Below are 25,487 nucleotides of genomic sequence, written 5' to 3'. Positions count from 1 at the left end.
GCCTCCTTTAAACCGCCGCATAGATCAGAGGAATCCGTACCGTAAACGTCGTTCCTTCCCCTTCGCTGCTGTATACTTTCACCGAGCCACGATGCATGATGACCGCTCCCCTCACAATGGACAATCCAAGACCTGTTCCACCCATCTCCCGTGAGTGGGATTTATCCACCCGGTAGAATCGCTCAAAAATATGTTCTTGATCTTCTTTTGGAATACCGATGCCAGAATCCGCTACCTTTACATAAAAGTATTTATGATCCGCATTCAAAGATACATGTACCCACCCATTTTCATGATTATATTTCAAAGCATTCTCCACCAGATTCGAAAAAGCAAGCGATAACTTCATCTCATCAATCTCCGCCACCACTGGACGAAAACTTTCCAATACGACTTCTACGTTCTTTTTCTCCGCTATTGGTTTCAACCGTTTTAATATCTGCTCCAACATCTCATTGATCTGAACGGAAGTTATATTTAAGGTTGTTCCCTTTTTATCCATCTTTACAAGAGACAAAAGATCCGTGATGATATCATTTTCTCGATCTATTTCTTTAGCTATATCCCCCATAAATTCCTGATATAATTCTACCGGCACTTCTTTTTGCGCCAGGAGCGAATCTGCCAGTACTTTCATGGACGTAAGGGGTGTCTTTAATTCATGAGATACATTGGAGACGAATTCCTCTCTGGAATCATCCAGCTGTTTTAGTCTGCCCAACATTTTATTGAACGCCTCGCTCAGCATCCTTGTCTCTGTAAATGTATCTTCATGCAGCACGTCATCCTCATAGCCTTCTGATACATTCTCAATGGATTTTGTAATCTTGTGCAAAGGACGTACCATTCTGTCCGCGATCAGGATCCCGAATGCTGCTACAAAGATCAACACTCCTGCGATGATAACAAGACTATTTGTCTTAAGGATCTTCAGATTGTTTTTGACCGTATCGGTAGAAACGCTTGCCAGCATAACTCCTGTGATCTCTTTCCCTTTAGGATCCAGGATCGGAGAAGCGACTTCAATATACTGGTTCCTGCTGTCGTAAATGTTTATGCTGTTTCCTTTCATACATTCCACGACATTTTCTGAGACGATCGTCTTGCCTTCATCTAAATCGTATGTATCCTTGATCACTTTTAGATCACTATTGACGATCATGACACGCCCATTATAAATATTCGTAAGTTGTAATAAATTTGCATTGATAACTTCGGAAGAAGGATCCGTCAGATAGTGATAACGATTCAACTGATCACTTAGAATTGTACATTGATTTTGAATCTCTGCGGTCCGCACAGAAATCTCTCTGGCCTCATATGCCTTTGTGATCCCTAGATAAGCGCCTGCACAGGGCAGGATCCCTGCGCAGAAGATCACCAATATGATACGAAACCGCAGATTCTTTATGATCTTATCTTTTATTTTGAAACGAACTTTAGCCCTGGAAATAATAACCCACTCCCCACTTTGTATGTACATATTTTGGTTCACTCGGCTTGATCTCTATCTTTTCTCGCAGACGCCGTATATGCACATCTACCGTTCTTGCATCTCCTGGATAATCATACCCCCATATCAGATTCAAGAGATTTTCTCTACTGTAGACCTTATTTGGATTCATCGCCAACAGTTCCAGCACGTCAAATTCTTTTGCCGTCAGATTGATCTCTTTCTCACCAATGAATACCCGCCTGCTCTCACAGTCAATGCGCATAGCGCCTTTTACGAGTATTGTGCTGTTAGGTGTTTCTTTTTTCTTGGACGTCCTGCGCATGATCGCCTTGATCCTAGCCTTCACTTCCAAAATATTAAATGGCTTGGTGATATAATCATCCGCCCCGTATTCCAGCCCCAGTATTTTATCCATATCTTCGCTTTTTGCCGTCAGCATGACTACTGGCATATCTGAAAATTCACGAATCTGCTGACAGACCTGGAAGCCGTCCAGTTTAGGAAGCATAACATCCAGAAGCACCAGGTCATATTCACAGTTCCTTGCATACCGTAAAGCTTCTTCCCCATCATAGGCACAGTCCACTTCCATGCCATCCTGCTCAAGGCTGAAGCGTATCCCCTTCACGATCAATTTTTCATCATCTACTACCAAGATTTTCTTACTCATACTCCTCGTCGTCCTATCTCCCTTACCTATACCGTAATCTTGTCTTTTATTTTATTAAATACTCCCTCCTTGATTCCCTCAACGTTCATCACTTCCTCGATTGTTTGAAACTCCCCGTTTTCCTCTCTGTATCTTATGATACTTTGAGCCTTTGCATCACCGATTCCGCTTAAAGTTTTGAGTTCCTCCAGTCCAGCCGTATTCATATTTATCTTTCCCTGCTCACTGTTATCCGAACCTGCCGTTCCTTCCACAACCCCGTCCGAATCCGCCGCATTTTCAAGCAAGCCCTCTGCAGCTTCTTCTTTTGTGGGCACATAGATACGCCCGCCGTCCTCGATCTTTCCTGCCTGGTTTAAGATCTCCTGCGCCGCTTCTTCCTTCATGCCGCCTGCAGCTTCGAGCGCTTCATATACGCGCGCGCCGCTGTCTAATTCATATACTCCCGGAGACACAACCGCTCCGCATACATAGACAAAAACCGTGTCTGCTTCCCGACCGATTTCTTTCTCTTGGTCTGCCTCTTGTCCTTCTCCCGTATCCGTATCGTTCTCTTCTGTCTCCTCTGCAGCTGCCTTTATATCCGCCTCCTGCAAAGGAGCTGTTTCTTTCCCTTTGCAGCCGGATACTAAAATGCCTGCGCATACTGCTGCCGCGATCCACAGAAAAGTTCTTCTTTTTTGTCTGTCTTGCATACTCTTTCCTCCCAGTCTGTAAAACTGAAGGAATACCCCTTTATGCCGGACAATCATATTGTAACGAATCCCGTACCAAATTACAATACATAAATTACATTTTTGTTACAGCTTTGTTACAGCAGACTTGTTCTGTTTTATTCCCATTGGAAGATGGCTATCCCGATCAAAGCAAGCGCAAGACCTCCCACTTTTCTCATATCCAGAGGCTCTTTCTCCACACCAAAAATCCCCAGCAGCTCGATCACATATGCGACGGTCAACTGTGCGATCACTATCAAAAGCGCAGCTTTCGCGGGTCCTAAAACTCCCATGCTCTTGATCACTGTCCAGGTGATACCTGCGCCGATGACACCGCCTAACAACATATATTTCGGCTCCACTTTTGCGATCGCAGATATACTGTCACGTCCGTTAAACAGCCATAAAAGAAAACAAACGCCAAAAGCACTCAGCTGCACCCAAGCATTACTGACCCACATTCCTGTCGTCTTTGTCACCTGTGTATTAAATACTCCCTGCACACTCATCAATGCTCCTGAAAGAAGCGCGATCAAAAAACCAGCCATTGGTCATACCTCCTTATTTCTTCTAGGTTCTCCGGATAGTATTTCCCAACAGCTGGTATTTCATTCTACTGTATTTGTTTTAAAGCATTCCGCAGTTTACAGACCATTTCGTCAATGTGCTTTTCTTCAGCTATCAAAGGCGGTAGGAAACGGATGACATTTCCCTGTGCCTGGATCACAAGCAGTCCTTCTTCCAACGTTTTTGCATTGATTTCTGACACCGGTCTTGAAAAAACTAAGCCCTGCATAAAGCCTTTTCCCCTGCGCCCTGTCACAAAGGCAAATTCCTCTGCGATTTCCTCTAACCTTTTCTCAAGATAAGGCGCTGTCCTTTTCACATGGCCGACAATATCGTCTCTTTCAAAAATTTCGATTGCTTTTTTGACCGCTGTGCAGGCAAGTGGATTGCCTCCATATGTCGCCCCGTGGTCTCCTGGTTTTAAAGAATATTCCGCCACTTCTTCTGTCATGGCAAAAGCGCCCACCGGAATCCCGTTTCCAATCGCTTTTGCCATTGTCAGGATATCCGGCTTAACGCCAAATCCTTGCCATGCAAACATACTGCCTGTCCTGCCCATGCCGCACTGCACTTCATCACAGATCATCAGTATCCCCTTTTCATCGCAGAGCCTGCGGATTCCCTCCATAAATTCCTGTGTAGCAAGGTTGATCCCGCCCTCTCCCTGCAGGGGTTCCAGTATGATCGCACAAGTTTTCTCGCTCACAAGCTCTTTCACACTATCCAGATCATTAAACCTGGCAAATTTCACACCGGAAAGCACCGGTTCAAAGGGCTCTCTGTAAGCCTCGTGCCCTGTCACGGAAACTGCGCCGAAACTGCGCCCGTGAAAGGAATTGTCCATGGCGATAAACTCATAGCGTCCTGTCTTTTTTGTATAGGCATATCTACGCGCCGCTTTGAGCGCCCCTTCATTCGCTTCGCTTCCACTGTTCGTAAAAAAAACTCGATCCATGCCGGAAATACGATTTAGTTCCTTTGCCGCCTCTCCGCACGTTTCATGATAATATAAATTAGAGATATGACAGATCTTATCGATCTGCTCTTTCAAAGCTTCCTGAAACTCTGTATTGCCGTATCCCAGACCGCATACCGCAAATCCGGCCGCAAAGTCCAAGTACTCTTTTCCCTCTGTATCGTACAGATACATGCCTTTTCCATGATCAAGGGCAATCGGAAAACGATTATATACGTGGATTAGATTTTCTTCCGCTGCCTGTATCTTACTGTTCACCATCATAATACCTGCTTTCTTTCTCATGTAATATAGCTGTCCCGATCCCTCTATTTGTAAAGATCTCCAAAAGGAGGCAGTGCGGAATCCTGCCGTCTAGGATATGCACCCTGGAAACGCCATTTTTGATAGCATCTATGCAGTTTTGCAGCTTTGGAAGCATGCCGCCTCCTATATATCCTTCTGCCATCAGTTTTTCTGCTTCTTCCACGCACAGTTCTGAAATCAGTGTAGAAGGATCTTTTGGATCTTTATATACGCCTTCTATATCCGTCAAAAACGCCAGTTTCTCCGCATGCATCGCCCGTGCGATCGCACATGCGGCATCATCCGCATTAATATTATATGTATGATACGCATCATCTAATCCAACCGGACAAACAATCGGCAAAAAGTCTTTTTCCAGCAGATCATACAGGATCTCCGCATTAACTTGTTTAATTTCTCCTACATAGCCAATGTCTTCTCCCTGCGCATATTTTTTCTCTACTTTCAGTAAAGCACCGTCTTTACCGCTGATGCCAATGGAGCGCACGCCAAGCTGTTCCACCATCTGCACAAGGCTCTTGTTTACTTTGCCAAGAACCATCTCTGCTACTTCCATTGTCTCCTCGTCCGTCACACGCAGGCCGTTTACAAAATGGGGTTCCATTCCTACTTTTCCGACCCATCTGCTGATCTCCTTACCGCCTCCGTGCACAATGATCGGCTTAAATCCGACTAGCTTGAGCAGTGTAACATCCTCGATCACTCTTTTTTTCAGATTCTCATCTACCATTGCGCTTCCGCCATATTTCACCACGATGATCTTGCGGTTGAAACGTTGGATATAGGGCAGCGCTTCGATCAACACCTGTGCCTTTTCCAGATATTGCTGCATGTTCTCATTCATTTTCTCCTACTTCCTCTCTCCCTGCTATTTCTCTTTTAACTTCTGTAATCTGCATTGATGTCGATATATCCGTGCGTCAGATCACACCCCCATGCAGACGCCTGCTCTTTTCCTTCCTTTACATCCGCCGTCACGGTGATCTCTGGACAGGATAAGATCTCCGTCGCCTTTTCTTCACTATAAGCAAGGGCTTTTCCGTTCTGGATGATGGCGATCTTTCCAGCTGCACTTTCAAATACAAGGTCTACTTTTTCAGGGTCAAACGCCGTCCCTGCATATCCCATTGCACAGAGGATCCTTCCCCAGTTCGCGTCATGTCCTGCGATCGCCGCTTTTGTCAGATTAGAGCACACAACTGATTTTGCAAGTGTCTTCGCCTGCTCCTTCGTCTTTGCTCCTATTACCTTTGCCTCCAAAAGCGCTGTTGCACCCTCTCCGTCCCCGGCAATCTTCTTTGCCAGATATTCATTGACATAATGCAGTGCTTCTTTAAATTCCTCATATTCTTTCGTATCCAGCTTTATCTTCTTATTGTCCGCCATGCCGTTTGCAAGCAAAAGGACTGTATCATTGGTAGAAGTATCTCCATCTACGGAGATCATATTGTACGTATCTGATACATCCGCGCTTAAAGCTGCCTTCATCGCCTTTCTGGAGATTACAGCATCTGTGGTAAGAAAAGCAAGCATAGTGCACATATTAGGATGTATCATACCAGAGCCTTTAGCCATACCGCCGATCGTCACTTTTTTTCCGCCGATCTCAATAGTAACCGCGATCTCCTTCTCACATGTATCCGTTGTCATGATCGCCTTTGCCGCATGAGTTCCGTCCTCTATCGTGTGTCCTTTTTGTTCTGCTAAGATACGAATGCCATTTTTTACTTTTTCCATTGGAAGCTGCATGCCAATGACTCCTGTTGATCCAAGAAGAACGCCTTTTTCATCCACTCCTAATATATCTGCCGCTTTTTTAGCTGTTTCTTCACAGTATCCCATGCCTTCTTCTCCTGTACAGGCATTGGCAATCCCGGAATTAATCACGACTGCCTGTGCTTTCACCTTTTCTTCTACGATCCTTTGATCCCATTTTACAGGCGCCGCTTTCACCACGTTTGTTGTAAAAGTCCCGGCTGTTTTGCACGGCTTTAGGCTATATATGAGAGCCATATCCGTTCTATCTTGATATTTGATGCCTGCCGCAGCTGAAGCTGCTTCAAAACCTTTTGCCGCGGTTACACCGCCTTTGATCACTTCCATATTTCTTTTCCTTTCTTTTGTCATATACTGTTTAAATTATGTTTCCTCTACTGCTCATTGAACGCCGTGATATTCTTCTCATTCAATGTAAAATCATAATAGTTTAGATCCAATCTTTCCGTCCAGCCTATGGTATTCCAAAATGCATTTCCCACATCATTTTTTGTAAATGCAATCAGAGACACTTTATTGATCTTCTCCGCCTTAAGCGCCTGCATCGACTGCACGACCATCGCTTTGCCGATCCCACGGCGCCGATATTTTTCATCCACACAGACATGATATAAGCAGCCTCTGCGTCCATCATGCCCGCAGAGAATACTTCCCACGATCTTTCCATCCTCCACAGCGACCACACTTGTCGTCGGATTCCGCTTTAAGAACCGTTCTACCCCACTCTTAGAATCGTCAATGCTGCGTATCCCAAAGCCTTTGATCTTTTTCCAGAGTGTATAGACCCCGTCATAATCTTCTATCTTCATTTCCCGTATCATGCTTCTGCTTTCCTTTCCTGTCTACTCTTCTTTCTACTGTCTAAGGGAACATAGGGACAAGATCGAGGCCTTCTTCTTCCTTCAGGCCAAATACTAGGTTCATATTCTGTACTGCCTGTCCCGCCGCGCCTTTTACGAGATTATCGATCGCCCCCATCATAATGATGCGGCCGGTCCTTTTGTCGATCTGGAAACCAATATCTGCATAATTGCTGCCTTCCACCCATTTTGTCTCCGGGTATGCCCCGTCTCCGAGCACACGGATAAAGGTTTCTTTTCCATAATAACTGTTATATATCTCTTGTATTTCCTGTGCGCTGATGTCTTTTTTCAGATCTGCATATTCTGTCACAAGGATACCCCTGTTCATCGGAACAAGATGAGGCGTAAAATTCAATACCACTTTTTTCCCGGACGCATAGCCTAATTGTTCTTCTATCTCCGGAGTATGCCGATGTGTTGTCACCCCGTAGGCTTTCATATTCTCATTCACTTCGCAAAACAGATTCGCTGTCTTAGCGCCTCTGCCTGCTCCGGACGTCCCGGATTTTGCATCAATGATCAATGTATCCATATCAATCATCCCTTCTTTTGCCAGAGGATATGCAGTCAGGATAGAACAAGTCGTATAGCATCCCGGATTTGCTACAAGGCGCGCCTTTTTTATCTTTGCCCTGTTCACCTCGCATAGACCGTATACTGCTTCTTCAATAAACTGCGGCGCCTTATGTTCGATTTTATACCATTCTTCATATGTATTTACATCTTTGATCCTAAAATCTGCACTCAGATCAATGATCTTTGTCTTGGAAAGTATCTCCTCATTGACAAGTGAAGCGCAAAAGCCCTGCGGGGTTGCCGTAAAAATAACATCTGCCTTCTCTGCAAGTTCTTCCATATTATCATCCATACAGGCAGCATCCACAATCTGAAACATATTTCTATATACACTGGCATACGGTTTCTCTATATAGCTTCTGGAACCATACCATACGATCTCTACTTCCTTATGTCTGCTTAAAATGCGGACTAATTCGGCGCCTGCATATCCTGTCGCCCCTATGATCCCTGCTTTTATCATTTTTAAACACCCTTTCTTGTTTTATATTTTCTAATCATAAACCTCATTTAATAGGAAGTAAAGTATTTTCTTTCTGAAACTCCCTCTTACATTTACGCATAATTATACATCTTATATGTATATTATGCAAGTATTTATTTTCGTACATGCACAGTGGAGTTATAGGCACATTTCACCTCTATTTCCATAAATATACAAAAAACGACAAAGAGGATATGCGCTATACATACTGCGCGTTCCCTTTGCCGTTTCACTTTATACTCTACGACCTAATCTGTCCGTCTCCGAATATGATATATTTTGTTGTGGTCAATGCCTTCAGACCCATTGGCCCTCTCGCATGGAGTTTTTGGGTGCTGATCCCGATCTCAGCGCCAAAGCCAAATTCAAAGCCGTCTGTAAATCTTGTAGAGGCATTCACATATACTGCTGCCGCATCGATCTCATCCTGAAATTTCAACGCATGATTATAATCTTGTGTGACGATTGCTTCCGAATGTCCTGTATTATACAAGTTGATATGTGCGATCGCCTCGTCAATAGAATCTACGACCTTCACCGAGATAATGGCATCCAGATATTCTGTCCCCCAATCCTGCTCTGACGCCGGGATAATTGACTCACTGACGAGACATGCCCGTTCGTCTCCGCGCACTTCTACTCCATGCATCTTTAAACGTTCTACAATACCCGGCAGCATGTCCAGTGCGTGTGCATGAATGACTAGTGATTCGCATGCATTGCACACGCCCATCCGCTGTGTCTTTGCATTTTCAATAATGTCTGCAGCCATTTTTCTGTCCGCAGATTCATCGACATAAATATGACAATTTCCCGTTCCTGTCTCAATGACCGGAACCGTGCTGTTTTCCACTACATTCGCGATCAGACCGGCGCCGCCTCTTGGAATCAGCACATCGATCAGACCGTGCATCTTCATCATATCCTGCACCACTTCCCGGCTTGTATCTTCTACTAAAAGGATCAGATCCTGCAGCAGTTTTTCTTTTCTAAGGCCCGCTTTAATCGCAGAGACGATCGCCTGATTGGAATGAATCGCATCACTTCCTCCACGCAGGATAACTGCATTTCCAGTTTTAAAACACAGACCGAACGCGTCTGCCGTCACATTCGGTCGAGACTCGTAAATGATCCCTACCACACCGATCGGCACTCTTTTTTCGCCAATCCTAAGCCCGTTTGGTCGATTTTTCATAGAAAGAACCTCTCCCACTGGACTTTCCAGGGCAGATACTTGTCTTAATCCTTCTGCCATATCCTCGATCCGCTTCTCGTTGAGTTGCAGTCTGTCTAAAAGAGACTGTTTGATTCCTTTCTCTCTTGCTGTTTTCATATCCTTTTCATTTTCCTCTAAGATATGCTTCTTTTGCAGTAGTAATTCTTCTGCCGCCGCTCTAAGCCCTCTGTCCCGTTGGGTTCCTCCTATCCTGGCTGCTTTCACAGATGCCGCTTTCGCGCGTTTTGCAAGCGTCTCCATATAGTTTTCCATTCTGATTTCCTCCTTATAACAGATTTCCCGGCCTTATTGCTCTTTTTGTTCTTCTACTTGTTTCTTTTCTTCCCCCGCATTTATCAAAGCCTCTACTTTTTCTGTATTAGCCAATGGTTTTGCCGCCTCTTTTTTCTGCCGCTTTGCCTGCCTGCGGTACTGTGCCTTTTCCGGAGACATCTCCATCTTCATTTCTTTCCTGTGCTCTTTCGATAAAAATAATGTCCCTATCTTTTTTCCCGCCATAATATCATTGATCGTATAAATATTATCCCCATTGGCGATCACCATGTCCGCGCCGATGCCTGTGGCGATTTTCGCTGCCTTGATCTTTGTTGCCATCCCGCCTGTTCCATATTCGCTGGAAGCCCCTTTTGCCATCTGTTCTAACTTTCCATCGATCGTGGAGACAGTATGTATGAACCGTGCATTTGGATTCTTTTTTGGATCGTCCGTATACAACCCTTCTATATCAGACATTAAGATCAACAGATCTGCATCCACCAACTTTGCCACATATGCCGCCAGTGTATCGTTGTCTCCAAAATTACCATATGCTAGTTCATCTACAGAGATCGCATCATTTTCATTTACGATCGGCACGACTTTCATACGGAATAATTCATCAAATGCCTGCCTTGCATTCCTTCTGCACTCTTTATTTGTGATCGACTCCTTTGTCAGAAGAACTTGTGCCGTCAGCTGGCTGTACTCATTAAATAATTTCTCATAGATCATCATCAGCCTGCCCTGTCCGACTGCGGCACATGCCTGCTTCGCAGCTTCTGTCTCCGGTTTATGTTCCAAGCCCAGCACATTTCTTCCTATCCCTACCGCGCCCGAGGAGACGACGATCACTTCTTTGCCTTTATTTCTCAGATTAATCAGTATTCTTACAAATTTCTCCAACTTATCCAGATTGATGTTCCCTGTCTCATCATATGTGATCGTCGTTGTACCTACCTTAATCACAATTCTTTTCTTTCCACTAAGTATCTCTTTTCTGTCCATGTTCATTTTCCTTTCCTGTCCCACAGATCAAAATGAACCGAAATGCCCATACAAAATGCAAAAAGGGCAGAAGCATACAGCTATACTTCCACCCTTTGTATTCTCAGTTTCCAAATGATCCGTACAACAATACCCTTTTTCATCTGCTTATTTTGTTTTCAACTGTGACACACCCCAAAGGGATTACCTGTGCACGGCACAAAAACAACACTGTCAACAAGCGGCAGAGTACGAAAATTATCCATGATGACAAAACTACTTTTTCTTTTATCCATCACTGAAACCCCAATCATTTGTACCTATTGTTAATCATATCATCTTTTACTTATGTTTATATTTTACTCATAACCGGAGGTTTGTCAACTCTTTTTTCCCCTTATCAAGATTCCTCCTATACTCTTTTTGCGGCGTACATACCCAGCACGATTCCCGCAAAACAGAACAATACGCTGCATACGGTATATGCCGCGCTCAAGAAATACTGCTTTTCATGGAACAGCTGATACGCTTCCAAAGAAAAGGTGGAAAATGTTGTAAACCCACCACACACCCCGGTTTTCAAAAATAGAAGAAGATACTGGGGCATCTCCCTTCGTACCGCAGTTCCTGCAATAAAACCGATCGCTAATGCTCCAAGCACATTCGTCGCCAGCGTAAGCACAGGAAAAGGCGACCTGCACGGAAGAAGACTGATCGCATATCTTAACATTGCTCCTGTCGCCCCGCCAAGTCCTACAAATATAAAACCCATCAATACTACCTTCTCCTTTTCTATCTTGCTGCCTGATAGATCTTATACATATCTTCCCGATCCAGTTTTTTCACACAGCCGATCGTGCGCTGTCTGTCAAAACTGCATTTGTCCGCCAGTTTTTCTATCTGTTCCTCCGTCGGTTCAATGCCCAGCTCATGTATAGACACCGGCATATCGATAGAACGATAAAAGTCCTCCATCGCCTCAATCCCTTTTCTCCCGGCCTCCAAGAGATCTGTTCCCTTCTCTATGCCCATGACCTTCTCTGCAAACTGTGCAAATCTTTCTGGACGTGCATCCAGCACATACCGTGCCCAGCTTCCCCATACGGCAGCAAGCCCGGCTCCATGAGCCACATCAAACATACCGCCAAGTTCATGTTCTAACTGATGGCTCGCCCAGTCTCCTCCATCCGTTCCGCATCCCATCAGTCCGTTATGTGCAAGGCTGCCTGCCCACATAACCTCAGCCCTTGCCTCATAATTATCCGGTTCTTCTTTCAAGATCTTTGCATTCTTCATGACCGTGCGGATCAAGTGTTCACTGAAACCATCTGTTAGTTCCATATTATCCACCCGGTTAAAATAACGCTCCATCGTATGCATCATAATGTCTACACAACCGCTGGCTGTCTGATACGCCGGCAGTGTCATCGTAAGTTCTGGATCCATAACTGCGAACTTGGCACGACAGTATTCGCTGTTGCATCCCCGCTTCTTCCATCCCTCTTCATTCGTGATAACAGAAGAATTACTCATCTCTGACCCTGCTGCCGCAATCGTCAGAACTACACCGATTGGAAGACAGTTCTTAGGCGCACGCTTTTTCTCATAAAAATCCCATACATCTCCTTCATTTGTCATACCATATCCGATGGCTTTTGCCGAATCGATCACACTTCCTCCGCCTACTGCAAGAATAAAATCCACCTTTTCTTTCCTGCACAGCCCAATCCCTTCATATACAAGAGACAATCTTGGATTCGGAACAACACCGCCTAAAGATACATAGGAGATCCCGGCCTCCTCCAAGGATGCATAGATCCGATCCAGAAGTCCGCTTTTTTTCACACTCCCGCCGCCGTAATGTACCAGTACTTTCGTACAATGCTGTTCTTTTACCAAATCTCCGACCTGTTTCTCAGTTCCCCTGCCAAAAACCACTTTTGTCGGTGTGTAATACAAAAAATTTTCCATGACTATCCTATCTCCTTTTCTTCATTTATTATATTGATCTGACATGCCTTCATTGCCTCCAGGGCTGTTTTATGGCTATGCACAGTAACTCCGGCGCACAGAGACGCGTCTACTTTGATCTCTGTCTCCGGCAGAAGCGCTTTGATAAAAAGCGCATTGGAAATCACACATATATCCGTACAAAGACCTGCCAAGGTAATGCTTTCGATTTCTGTTTTATTTTCTTTTAACCACAGTAAGTACTGCGCAAGCTCCCGGCTTGCGAAAGTGGGTTTGTCAAATATCCTCCTGTTAGTTTTGCCCCAGTCTTTTTCTGACATTTTTTCTGCTTGTTCTTCCAAAGCCCGCGCGATCAAAGAATGCAGCTGCCATCCTCTTGTACCGGCAATGCAGTGCACTACAGGAAGTTTCTTTCCTTCCAGCGTAGACAAGTAATCCTCTCCGTGCGTATCCCTTGTCGCCAGGACCATTCCGTCGAACTCTTTGATCTTCTCTGCCAGCCGACCTGTCAGTGCATGTGCTTCCTTCGTTCCTAAAGAACCATCAATAAAATCATTCTGCATATCTACTACGATCAATACCTGCATATATTTCCTCCTTTTCCATATCGATCCCCATACAATTTCCGTGCTTCTTTTGTACTGCGCTTTATAAATTCCGTCTTTCCTTCTGTGTAGGCATTCCGGTTATATTCATATTTCTCTTTCAATTTTCTTTTCAATGCGGCATATTCTTCTGCCTTTTTTGTATATTCTCTTAAATAATCCCGAAAATACAGTTCGTCCCAATCCCCATACATTCTAACATGCAGATGAAATACCTTCTTTGCAAAACCGGTTTTTGTATATCCCTTATTAAATACCAGTTTATATTCCGGTGTCTTTTCCTGCGACATGCAGATCCATCCTTGTTCTGTAAGCTGCGCTTTCCATCTGGATATATCTGAAATGGAAGACAACTCTGCTAAAATATCAATAGTCGGTTTTGCCAAAAGTCCCGGCACAGACGTGCTCCCTATATGACTGATACGGCAGAGACACTCACTGGAAAAGATTTGTTCCAGCCTACATTTTTCTTCTGCGTACCATCTTGGATATGCCGGATCATATTCTTTCAATATGATCGGAAATAACTGCCAGAGTTCGGTCAATGTCATTTCTGTCAACTCTTTCACTCTTACATCTCCTTCATTGCTACCCCGTTTTTTAGATCATAATAAAAAATATACTGCTGCATTACTCCTGCATATCCTCTGTATCGTTCAAAAGGAAAACCTTTCTTATATTCCCTTTCTAAAACTTTCTGTATATGGGTATCTACCGGAAATGCATCCAACTTGTGCAGGGCAAACAGACAAATGCAGTCCGCCACTTTTGCACCGATTCCGCACAGCTTCATCAATTCCTTTTTGGCTGTTTCATATTCCATGCCGCTAAGATCGCTAAGCCGTACTTTGCCTTCCGCAACAGCACGCGCCGTTTCTTGTAAATACCGGCTCCTGTATCCCAGTTTCCATTCCCGGAATGTACTTTCCCCCACTTCAGACAATCTCTCTGCCGTCGGAAATGTATAATACACCCTGCCTTCCGGGCTTCTTCTTTCTTCCCCGCACTGTTCACAGAGTATCCGGATAAGCTGTTTGATCCTTGGAATATTGTTCTGCTGCGAAAGAATAAAAGAAACGATCATCTCCCATACATCCTGTCTAAGGATACGGATCCCTTCCCCAAATGCTGCTGCTTTGCTCAAATATGTATCCCCTTTATCAATAGACTCTATATATGTCTCATAGCAAACGTCCAGATCAAAATACATTTTCCAAAAACACGTATATTCTTTTTCTGTACAATAAAAGCTTGTCTTATCTGGGTATTGCTTTATCTTTAAATACTTCTCTCCTGCTATGACTTCATAGATCCTATCCTCTACTCTGTCCAGACGAAAACACTGTCCGGAACCACAGATCTGGTCTATCCGGAAATGATGATTTGGCACTTCTATCTTATGCATAGGCTCTGTCACTCCTTCTTTGACAGTATACCACAAACTCCTCCTGTTGTGATATAATAAAACGAATATGACAAAGGGAGTGAGCATATATGCCCAAAATTTTAATCATTGAAGACGATACAGATATTAACAATATGATCTACGAATTTTTGACAGAACATTCCTTTTCTGCTGTGCAGGCATTCTCCGGTACAGAAGCACGCCTGCTTCTTAACCTGCAGTTTGATTTCAGCCTTATCCTCATGGATCTGATGCTCCCCGGTATTTCTGGCGAAAGCCTTCTTACCCAGATCCGCGGTATCAGCAATATTCCCGTCATCATTTTGTCTGCCAAAAGTGCACTGGACGACAAAGTAGAACTCCTCACCAAAGGAGCCGACGATTATCTGACTAAGCCTTTTGCCTTAGAAGAACTGCTCGTGCGCATACAAGTACAGCTCAGGCACCAGAAGGACAGTTTCTCCCCGCGTCGGATAGAATACAAAGATTGGACGCTCGACCTGGACTCCCGCCGCCTTCTTATAGATACAAGACCGCTGGAACTTACCGCACATGAGTTTGACATACTTGCCCTTCTCATGCAAAGACCAACCAAAGTATTTACCAAACAAGAAATCTATGAATCTGTTTGGGGAGAGGCCTATGCCATCGAAGACAAGACGATCAATGTCCACATCAGCAATATACGCGCAAAACTAAAGGCCAGCGGCACAGCGGACTACATACAAACCGTATGGGGAATCGGCTTTAAACTTTCTTAAAAATTGTACACAGAAAGTACCATAAATACAAGGCTTAACAGATATTTTGATACTAGTACGATACTAGTATGTGGTATTTTACTCATATTTTTTATCGTGAAAGATGATACAATATTCTTTCCCCTGGGATTGTCCCAGGGGTATTTTTTATACTTTAAGTACCTGTCCCGGATAAATCAGGTTTGGATCTGAAATCTGATTGTCTGATGCGATTTTCTGATAAGTAGTGTTAAAACGCTGCGCAATTCCTGACAGCGTATCTCCTGCCTGTACTGTGTAGGTTGTTCCTGTATCGCTTCCGGTGCTTTCTCCATCTGTGTCCGGGCAGATACACTCTAAAATGCCGTCCCACGGATAATCGTAGTAGGAATGGATGTAAGACTCGTATCCAGTCTGGTCTCCCTCTGCTCCGTCGATTCCGCCCGTCTCCGATATGCTAAATTCCGCCAGCATATCCGGCACAGCAGACGTGCACATAGCTGTGTGGTTTGCTTCATTCAAATAGACATCTCCGCGCTGTGCTATATATCCGTCAGACATAGGATGCCATTTAAAGTTGCCTGTCCCTGTCATGCAGGAGCGCATGTTCCCGGTGTATGTAGCACCTCCGCAGCTGATCCCGGCGGCTTCAAATGCTGTAATCACTGCAGAACTGCAGTCCCGGTCGCCCTGTTCCAAATAGTACGTCTTTCCATTAATTTCTACCGGACAGGTTCCTTCTCCGTCCCCGTACCTGCTTATCTGGCTATATCCATGCCAGTTGTGGCTGCATAAATGTTCCATTAGCTGTACTGCTATCTCTTTTAATAACATGGTTTCTCCTTTCTCCGACATTTGCGCCGGCGCAAAAATATAGAGGACGATTACTCGCCCTCTGAATCATCATTTTCTACCTCTTCCCACTTTGTCCGTCGCCACATTTCTGCGACCTTTTCCCAGCCAGACGTAGCCACCATATATACTATAAACGACGCAATCACCGCCCCTACAATGTAGTACCACAATAACTGTATTTTAAATACTATACATAGAATAACCACCGCTAAAACCGTCATCATCACGGATATGACCAGTGCCACTGCATTGGTCTGTATGTTGGCCAGTCCCGGCATCTCCTTAATCACCTGTGTAATTATGCTGGTTAGAAACGCCAGCACGCCGACCGCAACAAGTATCATAGTTGCATATTGCATTAAAATTTCTATACTCATATTTTATTCTCCTTTTCTTTTTAGATTCCAATTTGTGCGGCTACGAGCCCGAACACCGCTCCGATCGCCAATGTTAATAAATACCACTTTACCTTGCGCCATGTATCCCCATCTCTGCTTTCTAGTTCTTCTAACCGGCTCTCCTGTCTGTTCTGTGACTTAACCAACTGCTCCACACTCTGTGCTAAACTGTGCACGCTGGTAGTCAGTTCTCCTATCTGCCGGACCGTTTCCTCCAAATCTGTAAGCCGATGGTTAATGCGCTTATGTTCGTCTTCCATGCGCTTAGCAAACTCTAGGTGTTCTGCTCTGTCAATTGGTGTATCCATAGGCTAACTTCCTTTCTTATACTTCTTTCCACAGGCTTTCTGTTCCAACTTCTCCCGGTTCCCAAACATTGCCATCCACAAGAGATTCCCATGTTTTGCCTTTGTGGGTTACTCTATCGCCTTTTTTATATGGGTTTGTACTCTGTGGCTGCTCCCACGGCAATACTTCTCCAGACGGATCCGTAAGCACCTTGGCATATAGACTGGAAGCTGTGTCTGGTGTCCAGTCTAATTGGGATGTATGGTTTTGGATTACTTTGTATAAAACTCCTTCGTATGTAAGATACTTTCCGGTTTTGTACTCTACTCCGTCCCCATTCCATGTATCGTATAGAGCTTTTACTTGCAGGGCCTGTTCCTCCTGAAAAGATTCCGCCTGTATTTTTGCAACAATGATCGCCGCTTCCTGTTTTTCCTCCTGAGCTTCCGGCGTTTTGTCCGGCTTGTACATCGTAACCCCGTAGATCTGGCCGATGTACTCTGTGGTACTGTAGAATGTCGTGTATCCTTCGTACGTTGCTACCGTCTGTCCTCTTTCCTCTACGGTTATTTTCTTTGTTTTCACCGGGTCTTCAAACAGCTTCCGCAGTTCTTCCGGCATGGCGGAGACGGTCTTGAATAGCAGATAATCTCCGTGTAAAACGGCCTGCTGAATCTGTAGTTCAGTGGCGTCATTAAATATAATTTTCATAATTTTATCATCCTTTCGTTAAATTTATTTAAAAAATGCAGATTTGTCCGATAAAATAGAACAATTTAATGTTATTTCTAGCGGCGAATTAACAATGGGAATAGGAAGTTATGGCACAACATACGGACGTTACATAAAAAAATGCGGAAAAATGGTGGAAATATGGATAAATTTTGGAGTGTCTAAACAAATTCCAAAAAGCACTAAAATAGCCACTATCCCAGAGGGGTATTGGCCCGGAAGCGCATTTTATGTATTTGTACCCACAGGTACCAAAGACTATCCGATTAATGTTAATTCTAATGGTGTAATTACAGCTATGGAGGCAATACCGGCGGATACGATAATCCGAGTACACGAAGTTTATTTTACAAAATAATTATTTCCACCGACCAATTGCATGCCAATCAACGACGTGGGTTTCTGTCTTTTTGCCGTCTACCTGATTGGAATATAACGCTGCCTTGCTTAAAGAAATTTTTTGCGCGGACAGCAATTCATGTCGGAAACTACTATTAATGTATTTCGGTTGTGCGAACAGGAAATAATCATTTCCATTTGTGCCGGCGAATGGAACCGGAAATGTTATAGTTCCATATCCATCTGTGTATGTTATTGTAATGCGCCCCCACTGTACTAATCGACCGTCGGCATATTTTACATATTTGTCACCAGTTTCCACGATAGAATTTGCATTTAACGTACGAACACTATCGGACAAATCTGCATTTGTCATGCAAATCTTAAATACTTTCCTTACTTCCGTGACGTTTATCCCGTCCAATTCGATTTCGTACAGCGGCATATCCGCCGTTAGATCTCCTGCCCGGATGTCCCCGTTTGTGTACGCAGGGACAGCCGGATCCGTCGCCGCAGGGGCGCCTTTTATCAGGATAAGTTTGCCTTCCTCCAGTCCTGTATCTTCATTTTTTAAATATCTTACTACTACCAGATCAATTCTTTTTTCTTCCTGCGTACCATTTTCAATTATAATTTCATCATTTTGCCCGGCAGGAATCACGAACTGCCGTCCTTGTATCAAGCCGCAGCCGTCGTAAATCTTTAACAAATTGTTCGACACCAATTCACATTCTAATTCCCGCCCTACTTGCAATACACATGAATCTGCTCCCAGGATACCTCGGTATAGATCTGCATCGTTTTCAGATGTTATGTGATTTTCTCCTTTTTTTGCCGTAACCAATTCCATTTAATCATCTCCCTTTGTTTTATATTCGATTTTCTCTTTGTACCCGTCTATTTTTAGTATTTTTTGTGTTATAGGTTTTTGCACCAAAATTCCTGTCACATAATCTCTTCCCGATACTGTATCTCCGACTTCCAGATCTACATCTTCTACGCTCACTTCGTATTCTTTGTAGTTCATTAATTCTTTAAGCCTTTTTGTTCCGTCTTCTTTCAGCTTTTCTGCGTCAGATTGAGATGTGTAGGAATATAGCGCTACCCGCTCATCCAACCCGGTATAATATTTTTTGCTGCCGATCGTCCCGTCTTTTTGGACATATAAATGCAAAACCGCCCGGTCTGTCCCTTCTCCGGTACCAGCGCAGATGAGGTGATTGATTCCCCTCCTATAGTCCCGTGCAATAAAATTCACTTTACAGTCCTGTGAAAATTCTATATTGTCTGAATAATCCACCTTTTTTACTGCCTGTATTTCTACCCGCCCCGGTTCCCCTGCTTCTCCTTCCAAGTATCGTATTTGTATCCTATATCCTACGCTCGCCAGCATATCTTCTATCCCGTTTAATAGTGTGCAATACCTATCGAATTTATAGCTTTGTATGAAAATACCCGTATTTTTATCGGAAACAAAAAACAGGCTGCCAAACTGGCTGCCTATCAAACTTTTTATAACGCTGTTTAATTCGCCTGATATGGTTTTGTAGTCCTGTCCGGCCGGCGGCTCAATGATCTTTTTCGCCAACATCCCCCGCCATGTGTCTCCTGTCATTTCTACGATCCCGGTTTCCGTTATGCTTTTTATGTCTCCTATAATTCCCCCGTATTCCGTTTCCGGTATAAACACCATGTGTCCATAATTAAATCTCTCTGTTTTCCAGGCATCCAGCGACACTTCTATCTGGAATTCGTTTTTGGAACCAATATCTACATCCAGATACCTTTCTTTTTTCCAAAAACCTATTTCTTTTCCATCGCTATCCGCCAATATTATTTGCATATTGGCTCTCCCCTTTCTGCCAGAACACTAATATCCATCCCAAATTCTCCGTTCCAGCTTACCAAATTACTCCCTGGCGCTATTTTTTCAAATATAGAGGAACTTTTATTTCGGTTATTAAATTCATTTACTTGCAGTCCATTTTTTCTCATTCTTACAACCTCTCCGTCTGCAGAATTAATAACCAAATAGTCCCCCTCATCCACTTTTGTCTTTACTTCATATACATGATCGTTGATAATAAATCGCGGGTTTGCAACCGGTCCGTATATGATTGCCTCAAAATGGCAGCTTGCAATCTCCGTGTTTTCTATTCTTCCAACACCTTTTATATTCCCCATATAATCATACTCGTAGTTATACGGATAATCTAAAAAACTTTCTGTTTGATTTCCGATATTCCCTTTTTTGAATTTATATGTTTTTTTGTGGATCCAGAACGGATACGGGGCATATATTTTAGCTTTTCTCTGCACTTTTCTAGATTGATTGTCTAGCTTTCCCACTTCTGCCCCTATGACAAAACATTCTATGTAATACTCATCCAAAATCAAGCGTCCTGGCTTTAGTTCCAGGACGTCTTTTTCCGTGATCTCATAAAATGCATTCATGCTTTCCGCTCTTTCCTGCCTGTTTCCAACGAAATCAATTTCTAAATTGTACTGTTTTGCCTTTTTCCTAAAACCATTCACCCAGCTTCCAATAACTCTCTCTACGGCTTCAACTTCCCATTCGTATTCATGGAAACCTGCCGTCTTTATACGGCTTTTAATTTTATCGCCCGAAAGAATGATCTCTTTTTTTGAGCTGCCTGATCTATACGTAAGCATTAAAAACCACCCCCATATTCGATAGTTCTCTCGTGACGTCCCGGTTATTTAGATACACAGCTAGTTTGATTTGGCTTGCCGCGCTGATAAACGCTTCTTTTAACATGGTGTAGTCTTTTGCCCCTACATTTCCTGCCAGTGAAGACCTTCCTCCGTTATAGCTGTCAAAATTCATGGTGTCCGCCACTGCTTTTTGTACAGCTTTTGTGTTTTTCGCAACGCCTTTTACGTACCCTTGTATAGAATAATCCCCCATACGCTCAAAAACATGTGACGGAGAATGGATCTCCAATTTATTATTCGCCGCCTCTATTGCCGCTGAAGCCACTTCCGACGCCGCTGAAATCACTTGCGATTTTCCTAGCGATATTCCCCGTGCCAGCCCATATGATACATTCATTCCTATGGATATAAATCTTGCCTGACTAAGCGAGCTATCTATTCTGCCGATCACCGCTTCTGCCACTGTCATCGCTGCAGCCTGTACGATTGATCTACTTCCAGTCATACCCGTTGCAAGCCCCTGGTTCAGATATATTCCTGACTGTTTCGTTTTTCTAGAAGGAGATTGCACGCCTAGGCCAGAATCTATAGATTCTATGGTTTTTACTCCCAAATCCATCCCTGCTGCTGTCGCACTTGTTTGTGCAGACTGCATACCGGTAACTAATCCGGCTACAGTGTTTGCGCCACTGGCTTGCATTAAAGAATTAAGCCCGTCCATTCCTCCCGCTATATTTGCTGCTCCCGATGTAAGGAGCTGTTCTCCCCATTCGTTAGTCATACTCTGTATGTCAACACTCTGCCCCCACAGTTCGTTAGCCTGCGATAATTCCGCATCTGACATATTTACAAATGTCTGTACGTATCCCGCCCCTTCTGGCCCCATCGCTGCAAGTTTCTGAAGAAGTCCTTGGTTAATCCCCCTGTCTGCCAAAGAAGAAAGGTTTTGTTCCCATGTTGTTACGCCGTCGATTTGGCTTTGCATGTTATTAAGAAGTTCTTGCGTGGACAATTGCACACCGCCATCAAAGGCCTCAAACATATTCATCTGCGATTCCAGGGCACTTTGTACATTATCTTTCATCGTCAGCACGCCATTTGTAACGTCTACCGCCAACTGCTGCTGTGTAGTAGATAAGTTTTGGTATGCTGCCAATTCCTGTCCTGCTACTTCTATGCTTGCTGCAGATGCTTCTTGGCTTGCCGTTTTCGCTTCCGCATTTGCTTCATTTGCCTCTGTATTTTCTTTTTTAGCCTCCGTATTTTCTTTGGTTTTTTCTGTCTCTTCCTCTGTTGCTTCGTTTAAATCGCCTGTTTTGTCCGCCAGACCCTGTGTATATTCATAGGCCGTTTCGTATTTCTCGTTTGCCTTTTCATACGCTTTTTCTAGGGTATCAACTGTTTCTTCCTGTTCTCCCTGTAACTCTAAGAGTTCTGTTTCTTCCGTTGACAGCATTTGTATGGCATCTGTCGCATCCATCATCTCGCCTTTATATTCCACTAAGGCAGTTCCACTTTCCTTCGTTTTTTTGTTAGCTTCTTCTGCAATGCGGCCTCTTTCTTCGTCCAGCGCCGTCAGCTGATCCCCAATGTCATCAAGTTTCTTTTCAGCTTCATATTTTGACATTTCAGCTTCCACAAGTTCATTTACAATGTCTGCCATCTGTTCTTGTGCTGCCTGGGCTTTTGCGTATTTTAGGGCTGTATCGATCGAACTTTTTGTTTGTTGTTCGTTTTTATTTAATGCACCCGTATTTTTGTCTACTGACAACGACAATTCCGGGAACATGGAATTTAGCTGTCCGGCGATCATATCCATTTGTGCAATTTCAGCACTGGTTTTATTGGACTGTCCTTCCAGATCATACAATTCTGTCACCAGGCTGTCTGCAACGCCTTCTTTTGCATTTAAGGATGCGATAGACTCATCCCAACTGGAAGTAGCTTCGTCCACCCCTTTAACAGCTTCCTCCGCCTTCTGCGCACTTTCTTCTACAGACTTTGCTAATTCATCTGTTACGTCCGTAGCTTCTTCCTCTGCGTCAGAAAACGCAATAACCGTACCAACTACTGCCGTTAGTCCGACAGCCAATAAACCGATAGGATTTGCCGCCAGTACTGCATTGAATGCTGTCTGTGCAGCCGTGGCTATTCCTGTAGCCGCAGCATGTGCGGTTGTGGCAACTGTTCCCGCTGTCGTAGCTGCCGTGTTTCCTACTTTAGCCGCCGTCCCTGCTGTTTCCGCTACCGTCTCCGCTGTTTTTGCCGCCGCAGAGGCGGTTTCTGCGACAGTCTCGGCTCCTTTTGCCACAGTGTGCGCTGTAACTTTCGTAATCACTTTTGCGATTCCGCCTTCTGTGTTCTTCAAGGCTGTGACTAACGCATTGCTTTTCTTTACAACGAACATAGCGCCAATTACAGGTCCGCCTATTTTTGCTAACTTAATTATGCCGTCTATGTTGTTAGAAACCAGTTTTAACCCACTCTTTGCTACCGGAAGAAATTCTTTCAGCATTGGCGTCATAACATCAGTCTGAAATGTCCGTCCAAGAACTTTCCATTGATTTGTAACGCTGTCATACTTGATGTTTTTGATTTCTTCCATTGTCCCATGAACATTTGCATATGCGGTATTTGCATTGTTCAGAGATGTAATTACCTTCATGGCATTGTCTTCGCCCAGTGCGCTCCATGTATTACTTGCAATAGTTAAAGCCTGCTGTTGATTCTCCATACTGGCCAGATCGGATATAACAGACTGGAAAACCTCTTTTGTTGTTGCCTCCCCGTTTTTCCATGCGTAAAACAAATTTTGCGTGTCGCCTGAAAAGGCACTTAAATTTTGTTCTATCCTCCCATCTGCAAGACTGTTTCCAAACTCTTTTACATAATCATTTACTTTGTCTAGATTATAAGCGCCGGAATCCAATCCATTTTCCAGAATGGCAAACATTTCTTCTGCGGAAAACCCTGCCTGTGACCACAAAGGTGCGTACTCTGCTAAATTATCCGCTAATTCACCCGATTTATTTAACCCGTTTTGTGCGCCCTTCGCCATCAGATCAAATGCAGTTTCCGAATCTACGCCCATTGTAGTGATCAATGCGTCTGCGCCTCGTATAGATTCACTTAAATCCATACCAAAAGTTTCTTCCATCACCATTGCATTTTCTGCAAGCTCTTTTATTTTTGACGAATCCGTTTCATTCGTGTACTGTTTTACCAATGACATTGCATTTGCAATGCCATCTATAGAGTCTGCATATCCGGCGGTATATAAAGATTGCATTTCTGCATTATATTCTTTTGCCTCCGCAGCGGTCGCCCCTGTGCTGGCTTGCAGTTGCCGCTGTGCACTGTCTAATTCCAGCGTGCCTTGTACTGCGCTGGTCAATGCGTCTTTTCCTATCTCTACTGCTGTATTAGCCAAGTTAGCCTTTAATACTGTCTTAAATTCTGCAAGTTTTTTAATCGTGGTATCTGTGTCATTTCCAAACTCATCAATGCTTTTTGCGCATTTTTTATAGGACTTTTCTGCCTCTTTCAGATACGCATCATTTTCATTCAAAGCCTTTGTTGCCCGGATAGTTTGCGCTTCTGCATTATTTAACTGTTTTTTCCAGCCCTGTACACGAACCCCTGCCTTCTGGTATGTCGTTTCCCCTTTCTCAACAATATGGCTTAGTTGTTCTACTGTATTCTGCTGCGTTTCCAGTGATTCCTTTGTGGTGTCAGATGAATTTTTCATCTCATCCAGCGTACTTTGCGCCTGTTCAAGTTTTTTCCTGTAATCATCAAGTTCGCCGCCTACTTTTTCATACTGTTCTTCTGCGTGTTTTAACCCATTTCTTATTGTTTCTTCTTTTTTCTCTTGTTCGTCCAGGGTTCGTGAAAGAACATCATGCTTTTTTCTTAATGTATCCAGTGTGTTCGCACTTCCCACTGTCTGCGCCTCAACTAATTTCATTTCAGATTTCATCGTTGCCAGACTTTTATTGCATGCAGATGTTGCACTACGAAATTCTTTTTCACCGTCCAGCGTTATATATGCGCCTATTTTTTTCTTCGCCATACTCCCTCACCTGCCTTTACTCAAAAATTTGTATAAAAAGAACACCTATCAGATGACAGGTGTTCCAACTGTATCAGTTCAATATTTCCTCAATAGTATTACTTATCTAAATATTCGTCAATATAGTTTATAAATCTCCCTCTAGGGCCTCTCCCATACCTTTGAGCATCCAAATCGTTCCAGGGTGTTGTTAATTCATTTAACAACCAGAGAGCCTTTTTTATAAGCGCCGGAATCGAAACGAAAAATATGCACACGACAAAACTTTCTATACTCTGCTTTTTGATGCTTTCACTGATTCCTACAATTATACCAGTTGCAACCCATACCGTCATGTATGGCCGGTATTTAAACAAATATGTCAATATCGCCATAAATAGTTTTCCTATTGTCTTTGCTTTTCCCATATCCACTTCTCCTTATGAATTTATCATATCACAGTATATCCTATAAATCCATAAGAGAAGTGACTTTTTGCTCTTCCTCAAATACAGCTCTTTTCATTTTATAATTGTGCATTTTCTTAAATTCTTTAAA

The 25,487-nt window shown here is 43.7% G+C and carries 27 protein-coding genes; 2 read left to right on the top strand and 25 right to left on the bottom strand.

The annotated features are described in order from the left end of the window. Window positions 1-7: 7 nt before the first annotated feature. The 16 genes from WKT01_RS11360 to WKT01_RS11285 all read right to left on the bottom strand — a co-directional run bounded on the left by WKT01_RS11360 (window position 8) and on the right by WKT01_RS11285 (window position 14,850). Window positions 8-1,483 (bottom strand): sensor histidine kinase, encoded by a 1,476-nt coding sequence (locus WKT01_RS11360; protein WP_340312408.1) that lies wholly within the window; start codon window positions 1,481-1,483, stop codon window positions 8-10. Next, window positions 1,440-2,126, bottom strand: coding sequence for a response regulator transcription factor (locus WKT01_RS11355; RefSeq protein ID WP_059068897.1), 687 nt, complete (start codon window positions 2,124-2,126; stop codon window positions 1,440-1,442). The genes WKT01_RS11360 and WKT01_RS11355 overlap by 44 nt, the downstream gene beginning before the upstream one ends. A gap of 26 nt (window positions 2,127-2,152) precedes the next feature. Continuing rightward, complete coding sequence (locus WKT01_RS11350; RefSeq protein WP_340312406.1) at window positions 2,153-2,821, bottom strand: helix-hairpin-helix domain-containing protein; 669 nt, start codon at window positions 2,819-2,821, stop codon at window positions 2,153-2,155. Between the two features lie 137 nt (window positions 2,822-2,958). Beyond that, window positions 2,959-3,390, bottom strand: coding sequence for a DMT family transporter (locus tag WKT01_RS11345; protein ID WP_059068893.1), 432 nt, complete (start codon window positions 3,388-3,390; stop codon window positions 2,959-2,961). Window positions 3,391-3,455: 65 nt separating this feature from the next. After that, window positions 3,456-4,646, bottom strand: coding sequence for an aspartate aminotransferase family protein (locus tag WKT01_RS11340; protein WP_340312417.1), 1,191 nt, complete (start codon window positions 4,644-4,646; stop codon window positions 3,456-3,458). Beyond that, on the bottom strand, window positions 4,633-5,535 hold the full coding sequence (gene argB / locus WKT01_RS11335) for an acetylglutamate kinase (RefSeq protein WP_059068890.1): 903 nt from the start codon (window positions 5,533-5,535) through the stop codon (window positions 4,633-4,635). The genes WKT01_RS11340 and argB overlap by 14 nt, the downstream gene beginning before the upstream one ends. Window positions 5,536-5,570: 35 nt before the next feature. After that, entirely contained in the window at window positions 5,571-6,794 is a 1,224-nt protein-coding gene (gene argJ / locus WKT01_RS11330; protein ID WP_340312402.1) for a bifunctional glutamate N-acetyltransferase/amino-acid acetyltransferase ArgJ, read from the bottom strand. A 47-nt stretch (window positions 6,795-6,841) separates the two neighbouring features. After that, window positions 6,842-7,288: a GNAT family N-acetyltransferase gene (locus WKT01_RS11325; RefSeq protein WP_340312400.1), complete on the bottom strand. Its 447-nt coding sequence runs from the start codon at window positions 7,286-7,288 to the stop codon at window positions 6,842-6,844. Between the two features lie 40 nt (window positions 7,289-7,328). Continuing rightward, window positions 7,329-8,369 (bottom strand): N-acetyl-gamma-glutamyl-phosphate reductase, encoded by a 1,041-nt coding sequence (argC, locus tag WKT01_RS11320; RefSeq protein WP_059068885.1) that lies wholly within the window; start codon window positions 8,367-8,369, stop codon window positions 7,329-7,331. Between the two features lie 262 nt (window positions 8,370-8,631). After that, entirely contained in the window at window positions 8,632-9,879 is a 1,248-nt protein-coding gene (locus tag WKT01_RS11315; protein WP_117974858.1) for a glutamate-5-semialdehyde dehydrogenase, read from the bottom strand. Between the two features lie 33 nt (window positions 9,880-9,912). After that, on the bottom strand, window positions 9,913-10,890 hold the full coding sequence (gene proB, locus WKT01_RS11310) for a glutamate 5-kinase (RefSeq protein ID WP_059068883.1): 978 nt from the start codon (window positions 10,888-10,890) through the stop codon (window positions 9,913-9,915). 391 nt (window positions 10,891-11,281) lie between these two features. Continuing rightward, window positions 11,282-11,641: a fluoride efflux transporter CrcB gene (crcB, locus tag WKT01_RS11305; RefSeq protein ID WP_059068881.1), complete on the bottom strand. Its 360-nt coding sequence runs from the start codon at window positions 11,639-11,641 to the stop codon at window positions 11,282-11,284. A gap of 20 nt (window positions 11,642-11,661) precedes the next feature. After that, window positions 11,662-12,840, bottom strand: a complete 1,179-nt coding sequence (locus WKT01_RS11300) for an iron-containing alcohol dehydrogenase (RefSeq protein WP_340312396.1) — start codon at window positions 12,838-12,840, stop codon at window positions 11,662-11,664. Window positions 12,841-12,842: 2 nt separating this feature from the next. Continuing rightward, entirely contained in the window at window positions 12,843-13,427 is a 585-nt protein-coding gene (locus WKT01_RS11295) for a cysteine hydrolase family protein (RefSeq protein WP_117974850.1), read from the bottom strand. Next, on the bottom strand, window positions 13,415-14,014 hold the full coding sequence (locus WKT01_RS11290) for a GrpB family protein (protein WP_340312395.1): 600 nt from the start codon (window positions 14,012-14,014) through the stop codon (window positions 13,415-13,417). The genes WKT01_RS11295 and WKT01_RS11290 overlap by 13 nt, the downstream gene beginning before the upstream one ends. A gap of 2 nt (window positions 14,015-14,016) precedes the next feature. Further along, a complete protein-coding gene (locus WKT01_RS11285) occupies window positions 14,017-14,850 on the bottom strand; it encodes a DNA-3-methyladenine glycosylase family protein (RefSeq protein WP_117974886.1) in 834 nt (277 codons plus the stop codon). An 89-nt stretch (window positions 14,851-14,939) separates the two neighbouring features. On the opposite strand from WKT01_RS11285, the gene WKT01_RS11280 reads away from it, so the two are divergent. Continuing rightward, the gene (locus WKT01_RS11280; protein ID WP_117974848.1) at window positions 14,940-15,611 is read left to right on the top strand and encodes a response regulator transcription factor; all 672 of its coding nucleotides are present in this window, start codon (window positions 14,940-14,942) and stop codon (window positions 15,609-15,611) included. Between the two features lie 147 nt (window positions 15,612-15,758). Here WKT01_RS11280 and WKT01_RS11275 read toward each other — a convergent pair whose 3' ends face one another. Genes WKT01_RS11275 through WKT01_RS11260 form a run of 4 tightly spaced genes read right to left on the bottom strand, consistent with a single transcriptional unit; the run spans window position 15,759 to window position 17,842 of the window. Beyond that, on the bottom strand, window positions 15,759-16,424 hold the full coding sequence (locus WKT01_RS11275; RefSeq protein WP_340312394.1) for a LysM peptidoglycan-binding domain-containing protein: 666 nt from the start codon (window positions 16,422-16,424) through the stop codon (window positions 15,759-15,761). A 50-nt stretch (window positions 16,425-16,474) separates the two neighbouring features. Then, on the bottom strand, window positions 16,475-16,804 hold the full coding sequence (locus WKT01_RS11270) for a ribonuclease (RefSeq protein WP_340312393.1): 330 nt from the start codon (window positions 16,802-16,804) through the stop codon (window positions 16,475-16,477). Window positions 16,805-16,842: 38 nt separating this feature from the next. Beyond that, window positions 16,843-17,151, bottom strand: coding sequence for a hypothetical protein (locus tag WKT01_RS11265; protein WP_340312392.1), 309 nt, complete (start codon window positions 17,149-17,151; stop codon window positions 16,843-16,845). A 16-nt stretch (window positions 17,152-17,167) separates the two neighbouring features. Beyond that, complete coding sequence (locus tag WKT01_RS11260) at window positions 17,168-17,842, bottom strand: carbohydrate-binding protein (RefSeq protein ID WP_340312391.1); 675 nt, start codon at window positions 17,840-17,842, stop codon at window positions 17,168-17,170. A 94-nt stretch (window positions 17,843-17,936) separates the two neighbouring features. On the opposite strand from WKT01_RS11260, the gene WKT01_RS11255 reads away from it, so the two are divergent. Then, on the top strand, window positions 17,937-18,221 hold the full coding sequence (locus WKT01_RS11255) for a hypothetical protein (protein ID WP_117975356.1): 285 nt from the start codon (window positions 17,937-17,939) through the stop codon (window positions 18,219-18,221). Here WKT01_RS11255 and WKT01_RS11250 read toward each other — a convergent pair whose 3' ends face one another. The 5 genes from WKT01_RS11250 to WKT01_RS11230 form a co-directional block, all read right to left on the bottom strand. After that, on the bottom strand, window positions 18,222-19,052 hold the full coding sequence (locus WKT01_RS11250; protein ID WP_340312390.1) for a gp53-like domain-containing protein: 831 nt from the start codon (window positions 19,050-19,052) through the stop codon (window positions 18,222-18,224). After that, window positions 19,053-20,045 carry a Gp37-like protein gene (locus WKT01_RS11245; RefSeq protein WP_340312389.1) on the bottom strand — a complete coding sequence of 331 codons (993 nt, stop codon included), beginning with the start codon at window positions 20,043-20,045 and terminating at the stop codon, window positions 19,053-19,055. Next, the gene (locus tag WKT01_RS11240) at window positions 20,036-20,875 is read right to left on the bottom strand and encodes a hypothetical protein (protein ID WP_340312388.1); all 840 of its coding nucleotides are present in this window, start codon (window positions 20,873-20,875) and stop codon (window positions 20,036-20,038) included. The genes WKT01_RS11245 and WKT01_RS11240 overlap by 10 nt, the downstream gene beginning before the upstream one ends. Further along, window positions 20,862-24,950, bottom strand: coding sequence for a phage tail tape measure protein (locus WKT01_RS11235; RefSeq protein ID WP_340312387.1), 4,089 nt, complete (start codon window positions 24,948-24,950; stop codon window positions 20,862-20,864). Before WKT01_RS11235 ends, WKT01_RS11240 begins: the two co-directional genes overlap by 14 nt. Before the next feature lie 98 nt (window positions 24,951-25,048). After that, window positions 25,049-25,357: a hypothetical protein gene (locus WKT01_RS11230; RefSeq protein ID WP_270396219.1), complete on the bottom strand. Its 309-nt coding sequence runs from the start codon at window positions 25,355-25,357 to the stop codon at window positions 25,049-25,051. Between the last annotated feature and the right edge of the window lie 130 nt (window positions 25,358-25,487).

Source organism: Mediterraneibacter sp. ICN-202921, assembly GCF_037890075.1.
Taxonomy (GTDB): domain Bacteria; phylum Bacillota; class Clostridia; order Lachnospirales; family Lachnospiraceae; genus Mediterraneibacter; species Mediterraneibacter massiliensis.
Note: the sequence above shows the minus strand (reverse complement) of the source record. Positions and strands in the feature narration are given on the sequence as shown.